Below are 17824 nucleotides of genomic sequence, written 5' to 3' on the forward strand. Positions count from 1 at the left end.
GTGTCAGTAACATGAAAAAACTAAGTGCTTTGCTGTTGGTATTTGCAACCGCCATACTGTTAGTAGGATGTGCGTACCCAGAAGACGAAAAAAGGGCTAAGGTTACGCCTGATGTCGATCAACTAGCTGCAGTTCAACGTGCCGTGGATGAATATCGTGAAGCAACAGGTGGACTAGTACCAATTAAAAATAGCGAGCTAGATACGGATATCTATATCAAATATTTAATCGATTTTGAAAAACTTATGCCGAAGTATTTGGCGACAATCCCTGGAAATGCCTATGAAAAAGGTGGTATATATCAATATATCATTTGGGACCCTGAAAATGAGGCATCCGTCAAATTAGTAGATTTAAATGCGGCAGAGCGTATACGTGAAATAGGTATTCGTAAACTATCTACACAATATTTACCAATAAAAGGGTCAATATCAGATAATGTTTATCAGATCAACTATAAAGATTTGGGTTATAAAACAGAGGTAACTGTAAAAAGTCCCTATTCTGGCGTCGAGTTACCGCTTTTCATGACTGGTGATGGTGAATTACATGTAGACTATGCTGTGGATTTAGGACAACTATTAAAAGAAGATAAGCCAAATGTAAAGCCAGGCGATGATATTCGCCAACTGCTTGTCGACAAATTTCCAGTGGTCCCTGCCTATTCTATTCCCTATACAGTGGACGAGAATGGAGAGCCTATCTATGATATGAAAACATATAATGCGGATGTTAAAAAGGCGAAAGAACAACAAAAACAAGAGGCAGAAGCCGCCGAGAAAAAAGAAAACTAGCAAACAAGCTCCTTACATTTGTGAGGGGCTTTTTCATATTTGTCTACAGGCTCGCATATAGTGAAAAAGCGTAGATAAAGGAGGCAGAAACCTTGAGTGAAGCAGTATTTAGAGAAATTGCAGAGCGCACAAATGGCGATGTTTATATTGGTGTTGTCGGTCCAGTACGTGTAGGTAAATCAACATTTGTAAAAAAGGTAATGGAATCAGTCGTGTTACCAAACATTGTGGATGAAACGGAAAGAATGCGAGCACAAGATGAGTTGCCACAAAGTTCTCCGGGGCCAGTCATTATGACTGCTGAGCCGAAGTTTGTGCCTGCCCAAGCAACCCGTATTGTGGTCGGTGACGATGAAATGCCATTTCAAATTCGATTAGCAGATTGTGTGGGTTATATTATCGATGGGACAAAAGGCTATGAAGATGAAAATGGACCTAAATTTGTTCATACTCCTTGGCATACGGAGCCAATTCCGTTTCAGGAAGCCGCTAAAATTGGCACAGATAAGGTGATTCGCGATCATGCGAATATTGGTATTGTCGTAACGACTGATGGTACAGTGAACGGAATCAGTCGAAGAGCAGCAGAGAAGGCAGAAGAGGAAATTGTAGAGCAATTAAAAGAAATCGGCAAACCATTTGTCATCTTACTCAATTGCCAAATGCCTGCGAGAGAAGAAACAGTTCAGCTTCGCAATGAATTGTTTGAACGTTACAATGTACCTGTTATTGCGATGTCCATTGATCAAATGAGAGAAGCGGATATTCAATATATTTTACAAGAGGCGTTATTTGAATTCCCAATTCGTACCATTGAAGTGGAAAAACCAGACTGGCTGGATGTATTAGATGCTACACATCCATTAAACGTTGCATTAATTGATTCGATGGAGGAAGTCCTTTCTTCTGTGATGAAAATTCGAGATGTGCAACAGGCATCAGATGCCTTCAAAGCGATTGACTTTATTGACCAAAGTGAGGTTGTTCATGTAGATGCAGGTGTAGGAACAGCTGTAATCCGGGTGTCCCTACAGGGTGAATTGTATAAATCAGTTTGTAATGAATGGCTAGAAGAACCAATTGAAACGAAAAAAGATTGGTTACTCTTTATCAAAGAGGCGGCAGAGGCAAAAGAGGCCCAAAAACGCTTTAAAAGTGCTATTCACGATGCTGATACGACAGGCTATGGGGTGACATTGCCAATGATGCAGGAATTTGAGCCAACAGCCCCAGAGCTTATTAAACAGAATAATTTCTTTGGTGTACGAATGAAGGCAAAAGCACCATCCTATCATATTATCCGAGTTGATATGGAGTCAGAATTTGCACCGTTAATTGGCTCAGAGTTCCATAGTCAGCAACTTTTAAAAGATTTAAATCATGCTTATTTACATGATCGTGATGCATTATGGAATACACAATTATTTGGCACACCATTGCACGAAGTATTAAAAGAGGGGATTCGCTACAAAATGGATGCAGTTCCACATACTGCTAAAAAACGTATGCGTCAGACGATTGAACGTATGGTTAATGAAGGGGATCGTGGTTTAGTAACATTTATTTTATAGTGATAAAATTCAGAAAAAATGCAAAAAATATACGCAGGGCTTTTCGTTTTTATGCGAAAAGTCCTTTTATTTTTGTTTTTTGGGTGAAAAACTGATTTTTTGGTTATAATCATGTATGAATACAGTTGCGTAGCGGTTTTCTATGTGTTACTCTTTTTACAGAATTGGTTCATGACCCTTTGAGAGGAGGTGAATGGTGTGAATAAAACAGAATTAGTAAACTCTGTTGCTGAAGCTGCAGGTCTTTCTAAGAAAGACGCTTCTAAAGCAGTTGAAGCTGTATTTGATACAATTCAAGATGCTCTTGCAAAGGGTGACAAAGTACAATTAATTGGTTTTGGTAACTTTGAAGTACGTGAACGTGCGGCTCGTAAAGGTCGTAACCCACAAACTGGTAAAGAAATCGAAATCGCTGCTAGCAAGGTGCCTGCTTTCAAACCAGGTAAAGCGCTTAAAGACGCGGTAAAATAATACACGTCTAGTAGTTACATAGAGCAGTCTTCATGTTAACGAACATGAAGGCTGCTCTTTTCAGCTTCAAATTCTGTATTTTACATAATAATATACAGTGATTTGCTTATCTAGAAGCGAATTTCTGATGAATCAGGTAAGTCATTTTGCGCTTACCTTTTGGATGTGCTACGATGCATAGGGAAATGTGTAATGTTTTGATATGCAGGAGGTTTTTTGATGTCGAATATTGATTTATTGAAAATAGAGGAAGCGGTAAAAATGATTTTAGAAGCGGTAGGTGAAGATGTTAATCGTGAAGGTTTATTGGATACGCCGAAGCGTGTAGCAAAAATGTATGCAGAAATGTTCAGCGGCTTGCATGAGGATGCTAAAGATTATTTTAAAACGGTGTTTCATGAGGATCATGAAGAACTAGTGCTTGTCAAAGATATACCTTTTTATTCGATGTGTGAGCATCATCTGGTACCTTTCTATGGCAAAGCACATGTTGCATACATACCAAATGACGGCGTTGTTGCAGGACTGAGTAAGTTAGGACGTGCAGTGGAGACGATTGCCCGCAGACCACAACTACAAGAGCGTATTACCTCTTCAGTAGCGGACACAATTATGGAGATGCTTTCGCCAAAAGGTGTTTATGTTGTGATCGAGGCAGAGCATATGTGTATGACAATGCGTGGATTGAAAAAACCTGGTTCCAAAACGGTGACATCTGTTGCACGCGGTATTTATGAGGAAGATGAAGTGAAACGTAGAGAAGTGCTGTCATTTATTCAAATGTCTTAAATTGCGTGTCTAATTATGTTATGATGAACTAAGAATTTGTCGGATTTAAGGAGTGTACAAAGATGTCACAAGATTATATTGTTATTCAAGCAGAAGAAGATGGTGTACATGTCATTGGATTAACACGTGGAACAGATACGAAATTCCATCATTCAGAGAAATTAGATGCCGGCGAAGTAATGATTGCTCAATTTACAGAACATACGTCTGCCATGAAAATACGCGGTAAAGCGCAAATTCATACAGCACATGGCGTGATCAATAGCGAAGCGAAAAAATAAGAGATTTTGTTTCTTACGATAAGTTTTAATGCTGTTCAACGTTCTACAGCACATATAAAAACACTAGATGTGAAAAACTTAGTATAAGGTCTATGGGCAGTTAGCATTCCAACATTTAATTTTGGGAGAGCTTTACTGCCTGTGCTATGAAGAAAGCAAATTTTTTTTATTCCGCATCGTTGCGTATGCTATAATGACTCAGTAAGCAAGCGTTTAGCCTTGTACAGGGCTAACGTATCTGAAAGTGAAATGGAGTAAGGTCTATGAATGCAACATACATTCAAAATTCAATTGCACAGTTAAAAACAGAGATTTTCATGGATGTTCGTCATAGAACTTTGCAAAAATACACAGGTGTACCTGTGCTAGATGAAAATCAACTGTTTTATTTGTTAATCCCGTTTTTGAATGGTGAAGAGTGGCAACAAGAGCAACAAGAGGCTGCAATTTCTGTTGGCATAGTGTACGCAGCATTAGCGGCTCACGATCATATAAAAGAATTAGACGCAACATCAAAAGAACAGCAGCTTACCGTTTTAGCTGGGGATTTTTATAGTGGTCGTTATTATGAAATTTTAGCAATGTCAGGGAATGTCGCATTGATTCGAAACTTGTCACAAGGTATTGTGGCACGATGTGAAAACCAAATTAAAGTTTATGAAAATAAACAACGAACAATGGAACAGTGGTATACGTCGATGAGTACGATAGAATCTGGGTTAATTGCTCAATTTTTTGATCTTTATTCTTTCAGTGAATATATACCACTTATAGAAAAAAGCTTATTAATCTTGCGTTTAGAAAAAGAATGGACAGCTTATCAACGTGGGCAAATATCTTTAATGGGTAAGGCACTAGAAGAAAGTGTCAGACGTAATGGCGCAACCTTTAATAGCGTCATCCAAGGGAAAATTGTGCATTTAAAAACAGAACTATCACAGATCATTAATCAGGCATCCTTTTTACAAAGTGATATCAAACAAGCTTTACATGCACATGTAGAGGCATCCATTGCTTCTACTAACGGATAAGAGAGGTTTTTCAAAATGGCTAAAACGAAAGAAGAACACGTTCACGAAGTATTTGAAAGTATTTCGGAAAACTACGATAAAATGAATGGTGTAATTAGTTTCCAGATGCATGTTGGCTGGCGTAACGATACAATGAAGCACATGGCTGTAAAACCTGGATCAAAAGCACTTGATGTATGCTGTGGCACCGCAGACTGGACAATCGCACTGGCAGAGGCTGTTGGTGAAAGTGGAGAAGTAAAAGGACTAGACTTTAGTCAAAACATGCTGAAAGTTGGCGAAAAAAAGGTAGAGCCATACCCACAAATTGAACTAGTTCATGGAAATGCGATGGAGTTGCCTTTTCCAGATGATACGTTTGATTATGTGACAATCGGCTTTGGTCTTCGCAATGTACCTGATTATTTACAAGTTTTGAAGGAAATGCATCGCGTTGTTAAACCAGGCGGAATGGTTGTTTGTTTAGAAACATCTCAATCTGAAATTCCTGGTTATCGTCAGCTGTTCCGTTTTTATTTTAAATATATAATGCCGATATTTGGTAAAATATTTGCGAAAAGCTATAAGGAGTATTCTTGGCTTCAGGAATCTGCGAATGATTTCCCAGGTATGAAAAGGTTAGCGGCATTGTTTGAGCAGGCAGGATTAGAAAAAGTAACGTACAAAGCATACAGTGGCGGGGCTGCGGCAATGCATATGGGCTTTAAAAAGATACGTTAATGGGGGAAGGTTTTCACACGTGGAAAAGATGAAGTTAAAACTACTCTATTCCGATTTGAAATCAGATATCGAAATCATTGAACAAGAGTTAGAAAAAGCGGTGGACTCGTCTTCATATTTGATCAACGATGCTTCTCTCCATTTATTACAAGCTGGTGGCAAACGGATAAGACCAATTTTTGTGTTACTAGGCGCAAAATTTGGTGATTATGACATTGAGAAGATGAAGGATGTAGCAGTACCTTTAGAACTCATTCATATGGCATCGCTTGTACATGATGATGTCATTGACGACTCCAATATGCGAAGAGGGCGCCCGACTGTCAAATCACAGTGGAATAACAGGGTAGCAATGTACACAGGCGATTTTATTTTCGCACGTGCGCTGGAATATATAACAAAGTTAGAAGACCCACTTGTACATCAAATTTTAGCCCGTACGATGGTGGAGATTTGTAACGGTGAAGTCATTCAAATTGAAGATAAATTTAGATTAGATCAAGGTTTAAAAGATTATTTTAGAAGAATCAAACGCAAAACAGCATTACTTATTTCCTCAAGCTGTGAGCTTGGAGCTGTGGCAGCGGGGGTTGATACTAAAACAGTTCGGCATTTAAAGCGCTTCGGCTACTTTGTAGGCATGAGCTTCCAAATTATCGATGATGTTTTAGATATTATGGCAACCGATAAAGAACTAGGGAAGCCAGCAGGTAGTGACTTACTACAGGGGAATATTACTTTACCGATTTTATTATTGAAAGATGATCCCGAGATGCAACCATACTTAGTTAAAGTGTTTGCAGGCACGTTAACAGAATCGGAACGTCAAAATATGTTGCAATATGTGCGTAAATCTCATGCAATTGAGCAAGCTAATCGTATGAGTGATAAATATTTGAAAAAAGCCTTACAGGAAATTGATGCTTTACCAAAACATCCCGTTAAGAAAAAATTACGTGATGTAGCATTGTTCATGGGTAAGCGCAAATTCTAGCTTTTTGTTGTACAAAAGCTCATTTTTTGTTAATATTTATCGGTAGGTGTAAAACCTGTTAGACGAATTTAAGGAGTGTTTTAAACATGGCAATTGAACAAACTTTTTTAATGGTTAAGCCTGACGGCGTTGAACGTCAAGTAATTGGAGACATCGTTGATCGTTTCGAACGTCGCGGTTTTGTAATGAAAGGTGCTAAATTAATGGTAATTCCTAAAGAATTAGCAGAAAAGCACTATGCTGAGCATGCTGAGCGTCCATTCTTTGGTGAATTAGTTGATTTCATCACTTCTGGTCCTGTATTCGCTATGGTATGGGAAGGCGAGAACGTAATCAAGCTTGCTCGTACAATGATGGGTGCAACAAAACCTGAAGAATCTAACCCAGGTACAATCCGTGGTGACTATGCAACAACTGTTTCTCACAACATCATCCACGGTTCTGACTCTCTTGCTTCTGCAGAGCGCGAAATCGGCTTATTCTTCGGTGAAGATTTAGTTTAATTTCGAATCTAAGAAGCGTAGCGAAAATAACTACGAATAGAACTTAATAAAAAAATCATCTATTTTTCCGATGTAACTTTTACCTTCTAACAAAAAATGTTAGGGGGTTTTTTATTTGTTAAAATCATTCAATAAAGTTAACACAAACATTGATTTAAGCTTATTGACTATCAAAACTGAAAAAGAACCAAAGAAAGAAATGGTGACAAAAATCAATAACTCAATAGTTAAAATGGATACGTTTGATGAATTGGATAACAGAAATATAACCATTAAACACGCCATACAAATTTTAAATCAACAATGGCGACTAAACGGATTAAGACCAAGGACAATTGATAGTTACAACTATAATTTTAAGCGATTTGTTGAAGTTACTAAAGTTGAATATCTCCACGAAATCAACAATGAAAAAATTTATCAATATTTATCAAGTTTCAAAAATGCAAAGGACACATCTCTACATGGTCGTTTAAAGCAAATTAAAGCCGTTTTAAGCAAGTGTCACGATAATGGTTGGTATAACTCAAAGTTTTGGACAAACATCAAAATAAAAGTAAATACAAGCGTTAAGGAAGCTACTACGGAAAGTGAACTGGCACTCTTGTTATCACTTTTGGATAAATCAACGTATTCGGGATTACGTGATAGCATAGCGATTTTACTTTTATACAAAACAGGTATTCGAATTAAAACATTAGGTGCATTGAGAGAACAGAATATTGATTTTGAAAATATGCTTTTGAAGTTACAGGGAGAGATAATGAAATCGCATAGACCATTGATTCTCCCTTTAGATGATGAAATGTGTACTTTAATAAGAGAACTAATTTCAATAAATGATGATGTTAGGAAAGAACATAGAGAAAAGAATGATTATATTTTTCTTTCAAACATAGGCGTACCAATCTCAAATACAGTTTCACCGTCCAATTTAATTGCAAAAAATTTATGGGTATACAGTAAAAAGTGGAATTTAAAGAACATTAATCCTCATTCTATTAGAAGGTTGTATGCTCAGAATTTGGTGAAACGTGGGGCGGATATAAACTTAGTATCTCATGCTTTAGCGCATTCTGACTTATCGACAACTACGAGATATTTGGGGTTAGATGTTGATACAGTAGCAAAAAATTTACGTGATTTTTTATAACCATACTTCTTCTCAGAGTTAGTTAAAAGTCATATACAAGCCAATAATAGCGAAAAGTTTATGTTTACAAAGCCCGCTTCTAAAACTACTTATATATGTGTCTAAACGAGAAAAAAATAGGGCTACTAATGATAGCCCTATTCCTTGGTTTTTTTATTTTTCCTATTATTTTGGATTTTCAGTAGCTCATCAATTTGTTTTAACACAAACTCTTGATAATCAGGATTTAACTCTTTGAAAATTGTCATAGCCATTTCAAATTTAGTATCAGCAGGGCTTTTAAACATCTCACCTTCACCAGTATTTAGCCAATTTTCATTCACATTGAAAGTGATACAAATCAATCTGATGATGCGGTCATTTACCTTTCGATGCTCTAATTCAATGCCTGCTATATGACTATTGGATATTGAAATAGCTTTAGCAAATTTGGCTTGCGATAAATTCAGTTCAGTTCGTACTTGTTTAACACGTTGATTGATAGTAGTAGACAATAGATATCACCTCGTTAGTATTCAAAATATCATATATTCACTCACATTGAAAGTAAATATAATTAAAATGCAGTTGAATTACTCTCTATGTAATTATATAATACTCTCATAAGGTGTGAAAAAGGAGGAGTTTCATGGAAAACGAGGACCAATACAAGCAATTAGAGTCCAGCTTCAGAAGGTTAGATGAAGAAGGAAAGCGTTATATACTTGGTATTTTACAGGCACTAGAATTTGCCCAATCAAATCAAGTTTTGGGTGTAACCAAGCCTAAGAAAAAAGATGGCGAGAAAGAAGATTGATGGTACATATACAGCTATATGAGTGTTTATCTTAATTGAAGCGGGACATAGGGTTTTCGATAATGAAAATTACAGGAGGGGAATAATGTTAAAAAAATTAGGAGTTCTATTATTACTAGGTGCGACATTAACAGGGTGTGAAGGTGCGACTATTGATGAAGACAGTAATATTATCGAGGTTGCCGAGAAAGAAAATGATTCTACGGTTGTGCCAGAAGGTGAAAGAGAAGATAAGGCGAATACTGAAACCATTGATACAATAACACAAACAGCTATAGATTATAATAGTGTCGATTATACATTAAGTTATATAGATTTTATGAAAGAAGTAACAGAATCTATTCTTGTTAATGAAGAAACAATAACTAATATGAGTAAGAGTATTAATGAAAACCCACAAATTATCAACGACAATAAATTTAGAACTACTGTTAGTGAATTAGTGGATGTAATGAACAAGGTTCATTTGATTGTAGTAGAAACTACACCTCCAGATGCGTTTAAAACCTATCATTCACTAATGTTAGGCTCACTAGAAGAATATAGTAAAGGTGCAAAGCTGTTTGAGGATGGTATCTTAAATGGTAAATCAGAACTAGTTGGTGAATCCTTAGAAAACTTTGTTATAGCTATAAAACTCTATAATGAAGCGTCCAACGAACTAGTTAGAGTTTCTAAGTAATAACTTTTATAATCTAGTTGTAATTCAATTAAATTATAAAGCGATATGCTACTCTGTGCTTTTCAAATAAACAAAGTTTAAGCTCATCTGTAAGCTGAAAAAAGAGTCTGTCAGCCACGCAAATGTATGAAAAATACGTCACGTGCGATATTGAATAAAATAATGTTAATAGAGATGATTTCTACGTGTGAGTAGTACGGGGGTATTAAAGACCAAATAGGTTGATGTTAATAGTCAAAGACATGATAGCACTTCCGCTCCTGCACATAGTTAGCGATATTAAAGCGTCAAAATGCAATTTCGTGTATTTGACGCTTCTTTTAGTTTTTATGCTGTTAGTGTCTAATGGATAAAATTGAGTTTTTATCATAAAATATATTTTTTCATTTCTATAGTGTCGGAAAATGTATGCTTTCCATACACAAATTAAGAACATTTTACCTAAAAAATGTACATAAAGCATACATAAAAACAGATTAAAGTTTTGATTTAAGTATGAAATATATACTGTAAACGGGCAGTATAGACATAATAAAAATAAATATAATAAATAGATAAAGAGAATATTGGTCGCTTCGCTCTATGCTATCTAATTGCTTGCGCAATCTATTACGTTGCTTCGCAACGTGGGGCTTCGCCCCTTTATTCAATAAGGAATAAATTGAATAACATATTTTTTTGCGAAAGTCAATAAGGTGATAGTATAAAATTTGAAAAAGTTTGACTTTTGTGATATAATATGTTATATAAATGTTTTTTAATGAAATTGGTTATGGTGACAGCCGTTCCGTTCTATTAAAAAACTCAATAACTTTCCACATCAAAAATCGGAAGAAGGGAGGTTAAACGATTGACTGTGAAAGATTTTTTCTTTTGTTATAACAGAGCAGTTATGATGTATTTGAAAAGAAAAGGGTTTAAATTTTTATTATGTGCTTATCATGAAACTTCGTTACAAAAATATTGGATGTTTGTGAGGACATCAGAATTAAGTAAAGCTTTAGATAACTACAGACAAATAAATTATGATATTGGTTAAGCGAAAGAAAGGAAATAGGCAAGATGAAAATGAATGAACAATCTGAAATTGTACTACCAAATGTGGCATTTGCGTGGGGAACAAAGTATCATTTGACCACAGATGAATTTATACTGTATGTCCATCTACAATTTATGAGACAGGTAGGACAATGGAATCAAACAATGACTGCTATTGATATGTTAATCCAAAATTTATGCTTACAGACAAAGAATAAACAACGTGATAAAGCACAAGTTATTACAAACCTTAGGAGTTTAGAAGAAAAGGGTTATATAGAAATAGATTGTGATGGGGATATTAAAAAAGCCTTTTTCACAGTAAAACAAGTACAGGAGTTATTGTCGGCTGAATTTATTGTTGAAATATATGAGGAAGGAAAAAAACGTATATTTAAAGGATTTACAAAATTATCTGGTAAACTTTATAATCTTGCAAACAATGATGGTAGAGCTTTAATGGTGATAGCTTTTATAGAGTGGAGGAAGAGAATCAAATACGATGTACCTAAATCCGAATGGGTTAAATTATTAGGTATTGCTAAATCAACTTTAGAAACCGCATTTAAAGACTATGAAAAAAGATTTTTACATATTGTAAAAGGTGAGTATTACCAAAATGAGCAAGGTGAAATCAGACAAGAAACAAATTCTTATGCAGTGATGGATAAAGACAAATCTTCTACTAAACTTGAAGAAACAGTCGAAAAATATAAAGTTGAAAATTACCTTGATAAGATGCGAGAAACAGTCACAGACAATGATATAAGAAATGATAATAAAATTTTTATGCAAATTTTTGATAGGAAAACATATATAGAATTTGAAGGTTATAGAGCATGGAAGGAAACAAATTGCGAGTATGTTAAAAGAGAAGGTCAAAAGAAAATTGATAGGATGTTAGCGAGCAAAACGAAAGATGGTTATGCGGGCAAAGTAGTAGCGCGTTTAGAAACGGAATATCTAGAATATATTGAACGTAAAAAAAGTCAACAGGATGTACTAGAACATATGTCGCAAAAACATTTGGAAGAATTGGAAGCGATGGATGGGAATACAAGTGTTATGGATGAAACATTAGAGTTTGTAACTTCATACATAAAAAAAGATAAAAGTGATGAAGATTTTACAGCCTTCTTAGATGATTATTGAAAACACGGATTAGGTAAGATACCTATATCTAAATATAAGGGTTTTGGAATTTTTGATTAGCCTTATATAAAACACAAAAACATACATATAATGCAAATCAAGCATTTCAAACATAAAGTAAAGAAACCCCATTCAAAAATTGGGTGTTTGCTCTTTAAAATTTCTACTTTGTAATATTTCCATTCATCTCTGTTGTGTGCTACCAAATGAGAAACAGTATAATATAATTAACTTATAGTTATAGTTAAATTATAACATTTGGAAGTGGGGATAAGCATGGGTGAATTTTTACTTGTAGAAGACCTTAAAGAAATAAAGGAAAATATGATTCAATTTAATAAAGATATAAAAGAAAATGAAGAATTGAGGAGAAGATTCATTTCTCATTTTAGACAATGGTATTACATTAAAGAGTTAGATATGTTTGCTCCCAGTAAATATATTGGGTATAAAAATATGAATGCTTTAAAATATAACAATAAGGATGGTACTGGTGCAGATGGTAGAAAAACTGAATCTATATTGGGAAAATGGTTTGAGAAAAAGGATATACCAGAACTATTAGAAGAATTGCAAGAGAAAATGAATGGATATGGAAAAGTTAAAATAAATTCCGAGATACATATATTGAAAGAGGAAATTGAACAAATCGAATATGAACTAGCATTAAAAAATAATAAGGGAATACCAGCGATTAGACTTTTACCGATGTCTGAAGATGACCCCGAGTTTAGTGAGAAATCAATAGAGGACTTGCAAGAATGGTTTAATGATGAACTTCCATATAGAGTATATAATTTCAAAAAGGGAATGTTAACTCCTTCAGGAACTTTAGTGTTATTCCAGTACAAAGGGTGTGTAATAGCTTCAGCTATTCTTGAAGAAAAAGTATTATATGGAGAGAGAAAAGAGGGTGGATATAGTGGAGCATACAATTTTGTTCCTTCATCCATTGCTGTATTTACACCAATTAAATCTAATGAACTAAAAAGTGTTTGGGGTAAATTTAAAGGATTTAATCAATCTTCCCAAAAGTTAGATGTTAATCAGTTCAATTCTTTTTGTAGACTTTTATTGAACAAAAAATTTAGATATGTTCTTGAAGAAAATCAAGATGAAGAATATTTCCAAGAAGAAATTGAGAGAGTGGAAATTGATTCCTCTATTGTAGTTGAAGATTTACCTAGAGAACCAATAGAAGGTGAATACAATCAATCTCTAACAACCAAATGGAAGAGGAACCACGTTACCTCTAAAAAGGCTATTGTTTTAGCTGGTTTTAAGTGTGAGTATGACAATTCCCATATGTTTTTCAAATCATCTACAACAGGTGAAAATTATGTGGAAGCACATCATTTAATACCAATGGAATTTCAAAAGCAATTCAAAAAAAGTTTAGATGTTGAAGCAAATATCATTTCTTTATGTGCTTTATGCCACAAAAAAGTACATCACTCAACAATGGAAGAAAAGAAACCAATTCTGGAAAGTTTATTTTTAGAAAGAAGAAATAGGCTAGATAAGTGCGAAATAAGTATAGAACTAGTGGATTTAATAACTATGTATAAGTAAAATCAATTTTTATTTGGTGGGGGCTTTATTATCACAAATCTAAAGGGTGTAGAGTTTAGATGCAATGAATTTATGACCTTGCTAGAGCAAAAAAGAAGTCATTCTTTAAAGTCGTAGGAAGTTATGAGAAAGGATTGTTGGCACTCTCAAAAGGTAGTCTTTAGGTAGACAATCTGGGGAAGTTTTATTAAACAGTGAATTGTTCACATTAATAGATGTTGGGAAGGAAGAAGTATCCCACATCACCATTTCAGCAAACAGAGGAAGGTAAAGAGATTACTAAACAAAATCATAATTATCGAAAAGGTAGAAAACCTACATTTATATAAAGGTACAACTAGAAAATGCTTTAAGTATGCTAGAAAGCCATTCATACAACCAAGTGTTAGAAAAAATAGGAATCAGTAAGAGTACATTAATTAGAGCCATGAAGAAGAGGAAGGTACAGGAATAAAAGTAGGTGCAAAAAGTAACCTTTTGACTTATAAATTACAACTACTGACCGTCTCTATTTGCTTATTAGAAATCTTGTAAATTAAACCTTTTACATACACGTCCAAAAAAGTTTGATGATACATAGAATGAAAGACGATGTTTTGATTAAAAAAAATAATTAAAAGCTTTTAAAAGAAACAGGAGTGAATTAATTAGGTTCACTCCTGTTAAATTTATTCTATTTATTGTACTTTGTATTAAGGTATTCTCCGACTTTTTCTATTTCTGGATATATTGTAGCTTGATTAATATCGAAAATACTTAACCAGTCGGAAAAATCTTTTTTATTATTTGTTGAAGGTATAATAATTCTAAGTTTTTTTAATTTTTTTGGGTTATTAGAAAAATTTAATTCATTATTAAAAACAGAAGAAAATAATGGGAAATTATTTTTTATATAATTCTTATATTTCCTATCAGAAGTTAAATTACTTTCTATAATTTGTAACTGCTTTTTTTCGAGTTCATCTTTAAAATAATCAATATAATTTTTGAAGGATGAAGGTAAATGATATTTGTTATTATAAAGGTTTTGCTGAGAATCTTCTTTATTATGCAACCCTGTAATTATAAAAGCTCCGCTTTGCCTTGTTATTCTTGAATTATTCATTATAGGCAAGACAAAATAGGAATTGTATAAATGAAAGGGATTAATTACATTTTGGAAATGAGAATTTCTTTTACCAATTTCATGAACTAATTTTTTAGTTACATATAAGTCATTGAATGACTCTATACATATTTGTATTTCTTTATTTAAAGTGTCATTGTCAATAGAATTATTACTATTGATTATTTCTAATAGTTTAGAAACTAACTGCTTAGCAATATTTAAGATTGCGTATTCTAATTCTCTTTTTTCTGAATAATTTAATATAGATAAAGTAGAAAGAATTTCAACTGTGTCACTATGATAATACTTTACTTCGTTTTCTTTGGCGCAAAAAATTATAACTTCGCCATCATTATCTTTATTATCACAAACAGTAAAATATAGAGCAGATAATGGATTGGCACTAACATCTAATAAGCGTGTAGGAATAGAGTAGTGTTGCATTAAGGTTAAAATTTCCAAACTATGTTTAGAGGTTTGAAAGAAATCGTTACATCTAATAATTGTTTCGTGATAAAGTCTATTTTCATTCTCAATTAGTTTAGGATTACGGGCTATACTCGGAGTAAGAGTATAGTTACTATCTGAATGTCCACGATAATATAGAGTATTTTCTTTAGAAAATTGTGAAGGACGGAAATTTATTAGTTCTATGATTTCTCTAATTAAACTTTTTAATTCAGGTGGTTCAAAATTAGTTTTAAATATATTTTCAGATAGTGTCTGGTCTTTTAAAAGTGTAGTAGAATATTTATCTATTTTACCGATTTTTCTATTTAATGTCTTTAGATATTGGTTAGCCCGAGGTGTTTGGAAATCATCCTTTAAATCAGAAAAATATTTTATTAACTTTTGAAATGTTATAAATTCAGAAGCGATAAAAATCTTTTCAGAATTACTATAATAAATATATGTACGTTTCTCTCCTTGAATATCTATTTGAGTTTTGGAGAATATTAATAAACAATAGATTTTCTTAAAGTAAGCATCCTTTAAGGTAGTTTTTTCGTTATATTCAGATAGTAGTGTATCTAATGTGGATGTATCAATTAAATGATTAAAGCTAACGTTTTCAGGAAGTCTGATTTGTTCTTTGAAAGAATCTTCGAAAATATTTTTTAATATATTAGAAGTTAATTCATCGATATTAAATTGTAGTTTTATAGATTCAACTGTATCACCATTTTTTATACTTTTATTAAGAATTTCTTTAACTTCATCGTTTAATTTTACCTTCACATCTTTTTCTATTTTTTTGATAAATGGTTTTAATTGGAAAGTTAAATCTATAATTTTAGTTATTTTTCCAGATAACAAATCTATGTCCTTTTTTAAAAGAGCATATTCATTATATAATAGTATTAGATATTTATTCTCAGCATTCTTATCAGAAAGATACTTCTCAGGTTCAAAATTATCTTTTATAAATGACCAAAATTCCCCATGAGGAATATCGTTATTTTTTTTTAACCAATCTTCTATACAAATGTATTTATTTAAATAAAGTTGGTTAAAAAAGTTATCTAAAATTTCATCCATCTTAAATCCCCCTTTGTTCCAATTATATACTATTTAATTCAAATAAAGGTAATATTACATAATAAATGATAAAAATATTTGAAAAAGGTTCGTAAATAAGTAGTACACACTAGTGAAGAATATCGTTCAAATTAACCGCATAATGTTATAGAAAAATGGGCTTGTACTGTATCTCTTTTTTGTTGCGATAAGAGTATAAAATCATTATTTTAAGTGAGCAGGTTAGTATGTAGAAGGGCTAGTGCAAGGTTATAGTATGACTTGTTAGTGTTTCCGAAAAGCCAACTGCAAAGTGTTTTCCGATGAGTGTACTGAACAAGCTCAATTGTTATGGAAGCGATGAAATAAAAGCAACAAAAAGCAGGATAAACTAAATGTATATCTCGTTTTTATTTTGAGATGAGTTGGGGCAAGATTGAGTAAAGGTTTTAAGTTGTAGGTCATGTAAATCGCATAAATTATCTAAGGAGTTGTCGGAACGCCTATATGAGGGAAGTTGATTCGTTCACTGAGAAAGCGTCATATTTCGTACATGCTCTTTTGTATGTTGATAGAGTTGATAACTAGGTCAACAGGATTACGTTGTGGTGATTGCTTTAGAAGTTGAGCGAATGAAAGGCAAATCTAGTTTTAAAATTCGTGAAGGCAAGACATAGAAGGAAAGAACGGTTTATTTAAATAGCTAAATGGCTGATATTGTTGATTACATAGAAACATTACCAAAAGAAGCGGTATACCTATTTCCTAGTCTTAAGGGTAGTGGTCATATTACAACAACACAGCTTATCGTATTATTTCTAACTGGTGATATGATAGGAAACAATTCAATTGGTACACATATAATCGTAAGACGTTTGGTTACACATACTATCAAGCTACAAAGGATTTAGCAACATTAATGGAGATATTCACCCATTCGTCACAAAAAACTACATTTCGATACATCGGTATTAAGGAGGAATCAATTGAAAATAGCATTAAAAGTATTTCTTTTTTCTAGTGAATTGAGGGCATATCGTAATTGATATGCTTTTATTTTTGGGTAATATAGAGCCACAGGATTTGTAGTTCGCTTTTAGAGGTCGAATTAATATATTGGTCAGTGAAGGTCAAAAATATGTCAGATAAGAAAAAGAATTTTTTTACACAAAGTCAAACTAATTTACTAAAATAGAAAATAGTAAGGAATTGTAAGCTTATCCATGGATGAGATGGAAAGAAGGTTAGTTCTACTACTTCTATATTCACAACGAATTTAATAGTTACAGCAAAGAATAAAAGATAATTATATTTTGTTGTTTAAATTTATTGTGTCAAAATTTTACTATTCAAAATTATAATAAAATCCTGTAAAATTTGATTATCGTATTTAATTGGGAATACGAGTGCAAGGTTTGATGTTGTCAAGCAGATAGTCGCACGATTGTTCGATTACTATGCTAAATAGTAAGATTACAATTCTCATGTCGATATCGTTAGGCATTCTACAATCAACTCCTACGCTAATCATTATAAGATGATTATATAATAATTGTTTATTTATGGGTCCTTCTGTCTTTGTATTAGACAAAAGTCAGATGAGTATTTTGTATGCTAGGGAGGTCACTGTTAATAGACCCAGGTTACTACC

17 protein-coding genes are annotated in these 17824 nt (G+C 33.3%); 15 read left to right on the top strand and 2 right to left on the bottom strand.

Translation table 11 applies throughout. The features are described from left to right. Positions 1 to 11 precede the first annotated feature (11 nt). The 10 genes from LCP48_RS07425 (at position 12) to LCP48_RS07470 (ending at position 8307) form a co-directional block, all read left to right on the top strand. Complete coding sequence (locus tag LCP48_RS07425) at positions 12 to 794, top strand: hypothetical protein (RefSeq protein ID WP_009370806.1); 783 nt, start codon at positions 12 to 14, stop codon at positions 792 to 794. A gap of 92 nt (positions 795 to 886) precedes the next feature. Then, entirely contained in the window at positions 887 to 2365 is a 1479-nt protein-coding gene (gene spoIVA, locus LCP48_RS07430) for a stage IV sporulation protein A (protein ID WP_004232609.1), read from the top strand. A gap of 198 nt (positions 2366 to 2563) precedes the next feature. Beyond that, entirely contained in the window at positions 2564 to 2836 is a 273-nt protein-coding gene (locus LCP48_RS07435; RefSeq protein ID WP_004232618.1) for an HU family DNA-binding protein, read from the top strand. Between the two features lie 219 nt (positions 2837 to 3055). Further along, complete coding sequence (gene folE / locus LCP48_RS07440) at positions 3056 to 3625, top strand: GTP cyclohydrolase I FolE (protein ID WP_009370809.1); 570 nt, start codon at positions 3056 to 3058, stop codon at positions 3623 to 3625. A gap of 62 nt (positions 3626 to 3687) precedes the next feature. After that, positions 3688 to 3906: a trp RNA-binding attenuation protein MtrB gene (mtrB, locus tag LCP48_RS07445; RefSeq protein ID WP_004232621.1), complete on the top strand. Its 219-nt coding sequence runs from the start codon at positions 3688 to 3690 to the stop codon at positions 3904 to 3906. A gap of 263 nt (positions 3907 to 4169) precedes the next feature. Next, positions 4170 to 4937: a heptaprenyl diphosphate synthase component 1 gene (locus LCP48_RS07450; protein ID WP_225340826.1), complete on the top strand. Its 768-nt coding sequence runs from the start codon at positions 4170 to 4172 to the stop codon at positions 4935 to 4937. A 15-nt stretch (positions 4938 to 4952) separates the two neighbouring features. Then, a complete protein-coding gene (locus LCP48_RS07455; protein ID WP_004232623.1) occupies positions 4953 to 5657 on the top strand; it encodes a demethylmenaquinone methyltransferase in 705 nt (234 codons plus the stop codon). Positions 5658 to 5676: 19 nt separating this feature from the next. Further along, positions 5677 to 6651 (top strand): heptaprenyl diphosphate synthase component II, encoded by a 975-nt coding sequence (hepT, locus tag LCP48_RS07460; RefSeq protein ID WP_004232625.1) that lies wholly within the window; start codon positions 5677 to 5679, stop codon positions 6649 to 6651. An 86-nt stretch (positions 6652 to 6737) separates the two neighbouring features. After that, entirely contained in the window at positions 6738 to 7154 is a 417-nt protein-coding gene (ndk, locus tag LCP48_RS07465; protein ID WP_004232627.1) for a nucleoside-diphosphate kinase, read from the top strand. Between the two features lie 115 nt (positions 7155 to 7269). After that, positions 7270 to 8307: a tyrosine-type recombinase/integrase gene (locus LCP48_RS07470; protein WP_009370810.1), complete on the top strand. Its 1038-nt coding sequence runs from the start codon at positions 7270 to 7272 to the stop codon at positions 8305 to 8307. A gap of 137 nt (positions 8308 to 8444) precedes the next feature. Here LCP48_RS07470 and LCP48_RS07475 read toward each other — a convergent pair whose 3' ends face one another. Continuing rightward, the gene (locus tag LCP48_RS07475; RefSeq protein WP_009370811.1) at positions 8445 to 8801 is read right to left on the bottom strand and encodes a helix-turn-helix transcriptional regulator; all 357 of its coding nucleotides are present in this window, start codon (positions 8799 to 8801) and stop codon (positions 8445 to 8447) included. A 134-nt stretch (positions 8802 to 8935) separates the two neighbouring features. Between LCP48_RS07475 and LCP48_RS07480 the strand changes: the two genes are divergently transcribed. The 5 genes from LCP48_RS07480 (at position 8936) to LCP48_RS07500 (ending at position 13547) form a co-directional block, all read left to right on the top strand. Then, a complete protein-coding gene (locus LCP48_RS07480) occupies positions 8936 to 9103 on the top strand; it encodes a hypothetical protein (protein WP_009370812.1) in 168 nt (55 codons plus the stop codon). Positions 9104 to 9188: 85 nt separating this feature from the next. Further along, positions 9189 to 9785 (top strand): hypothetical protein, encoded by a 597-nt coding sequence (locus LCP48_RS07485; protein WP_009370813.1) that lies wholly within the window; start codon positions 9189 to 9191, stop codon positions 9783 to 9785. 856 nt (positions 9786 to 10641) lie between these two features. Then, the gene (locus LCP48_RS07490) at positions 10642 to 10824 is read left to right on the top strand and encodes a hypothetical protein (RefSeq protein ID WP_404805892.1); all 183 of its coding nucleotides are present in this window, start codon (positions 10642 to 10644) and stop codon (positions 10822 to 10824) included. A 23-nt stretch (positions 10825 to 10847) separates the two neighbouring features. Continuing rightward, entirely contained in the window at positions 10848 to 11975 is a 1128-nt protein-coding gene (locus tag LCP48_RS07495) for a hypothetical protein (RefSeq protein WP_009370816.1), read from the top strand. A gap of 276 nt (positions 11976 to 12251) precedes the next feature. Next, on the top strand, positions 12252 to 13547 hold the full coding sequence (locus LCP48_RS07500; RefSeq protein ID WP_009370817.1) for an HNH endonuclease: 1296 nt from the start codon (positions 12252 to 12254) through the stop codon (positions 13545 to 13547). A gap of 673 nt (positions 13548 to 14220) precedes the next feature. On the opposite strand, the gene LCP48_RS07505 is transcribed toward LCP48_RS07500, so the two are convergent. Continuing rightward, positions 14221 to 16194: an FRG domain-containing protein gene (locus LCP48_RS07505; protein ID WP_009370818.1), complete on the bottom strand. Its 1974-nt coding sequence runs from the start codon at positions 16192 to 16194 to the stop codon at positions 14221 to 14223. Positions 16195 to 17824: the final 1630 nt, after the last annotated feature.

The sequence above is a fragment of the Lysinibacillus capsici genome (genome assembly GCF_020217405.1).
Classification (GTDB): Bacteria; Bacillota; Bacilli; order Bacillales_A; family Planococcaceae; genus Lysinibacillus; species Lysinibacillus capsici.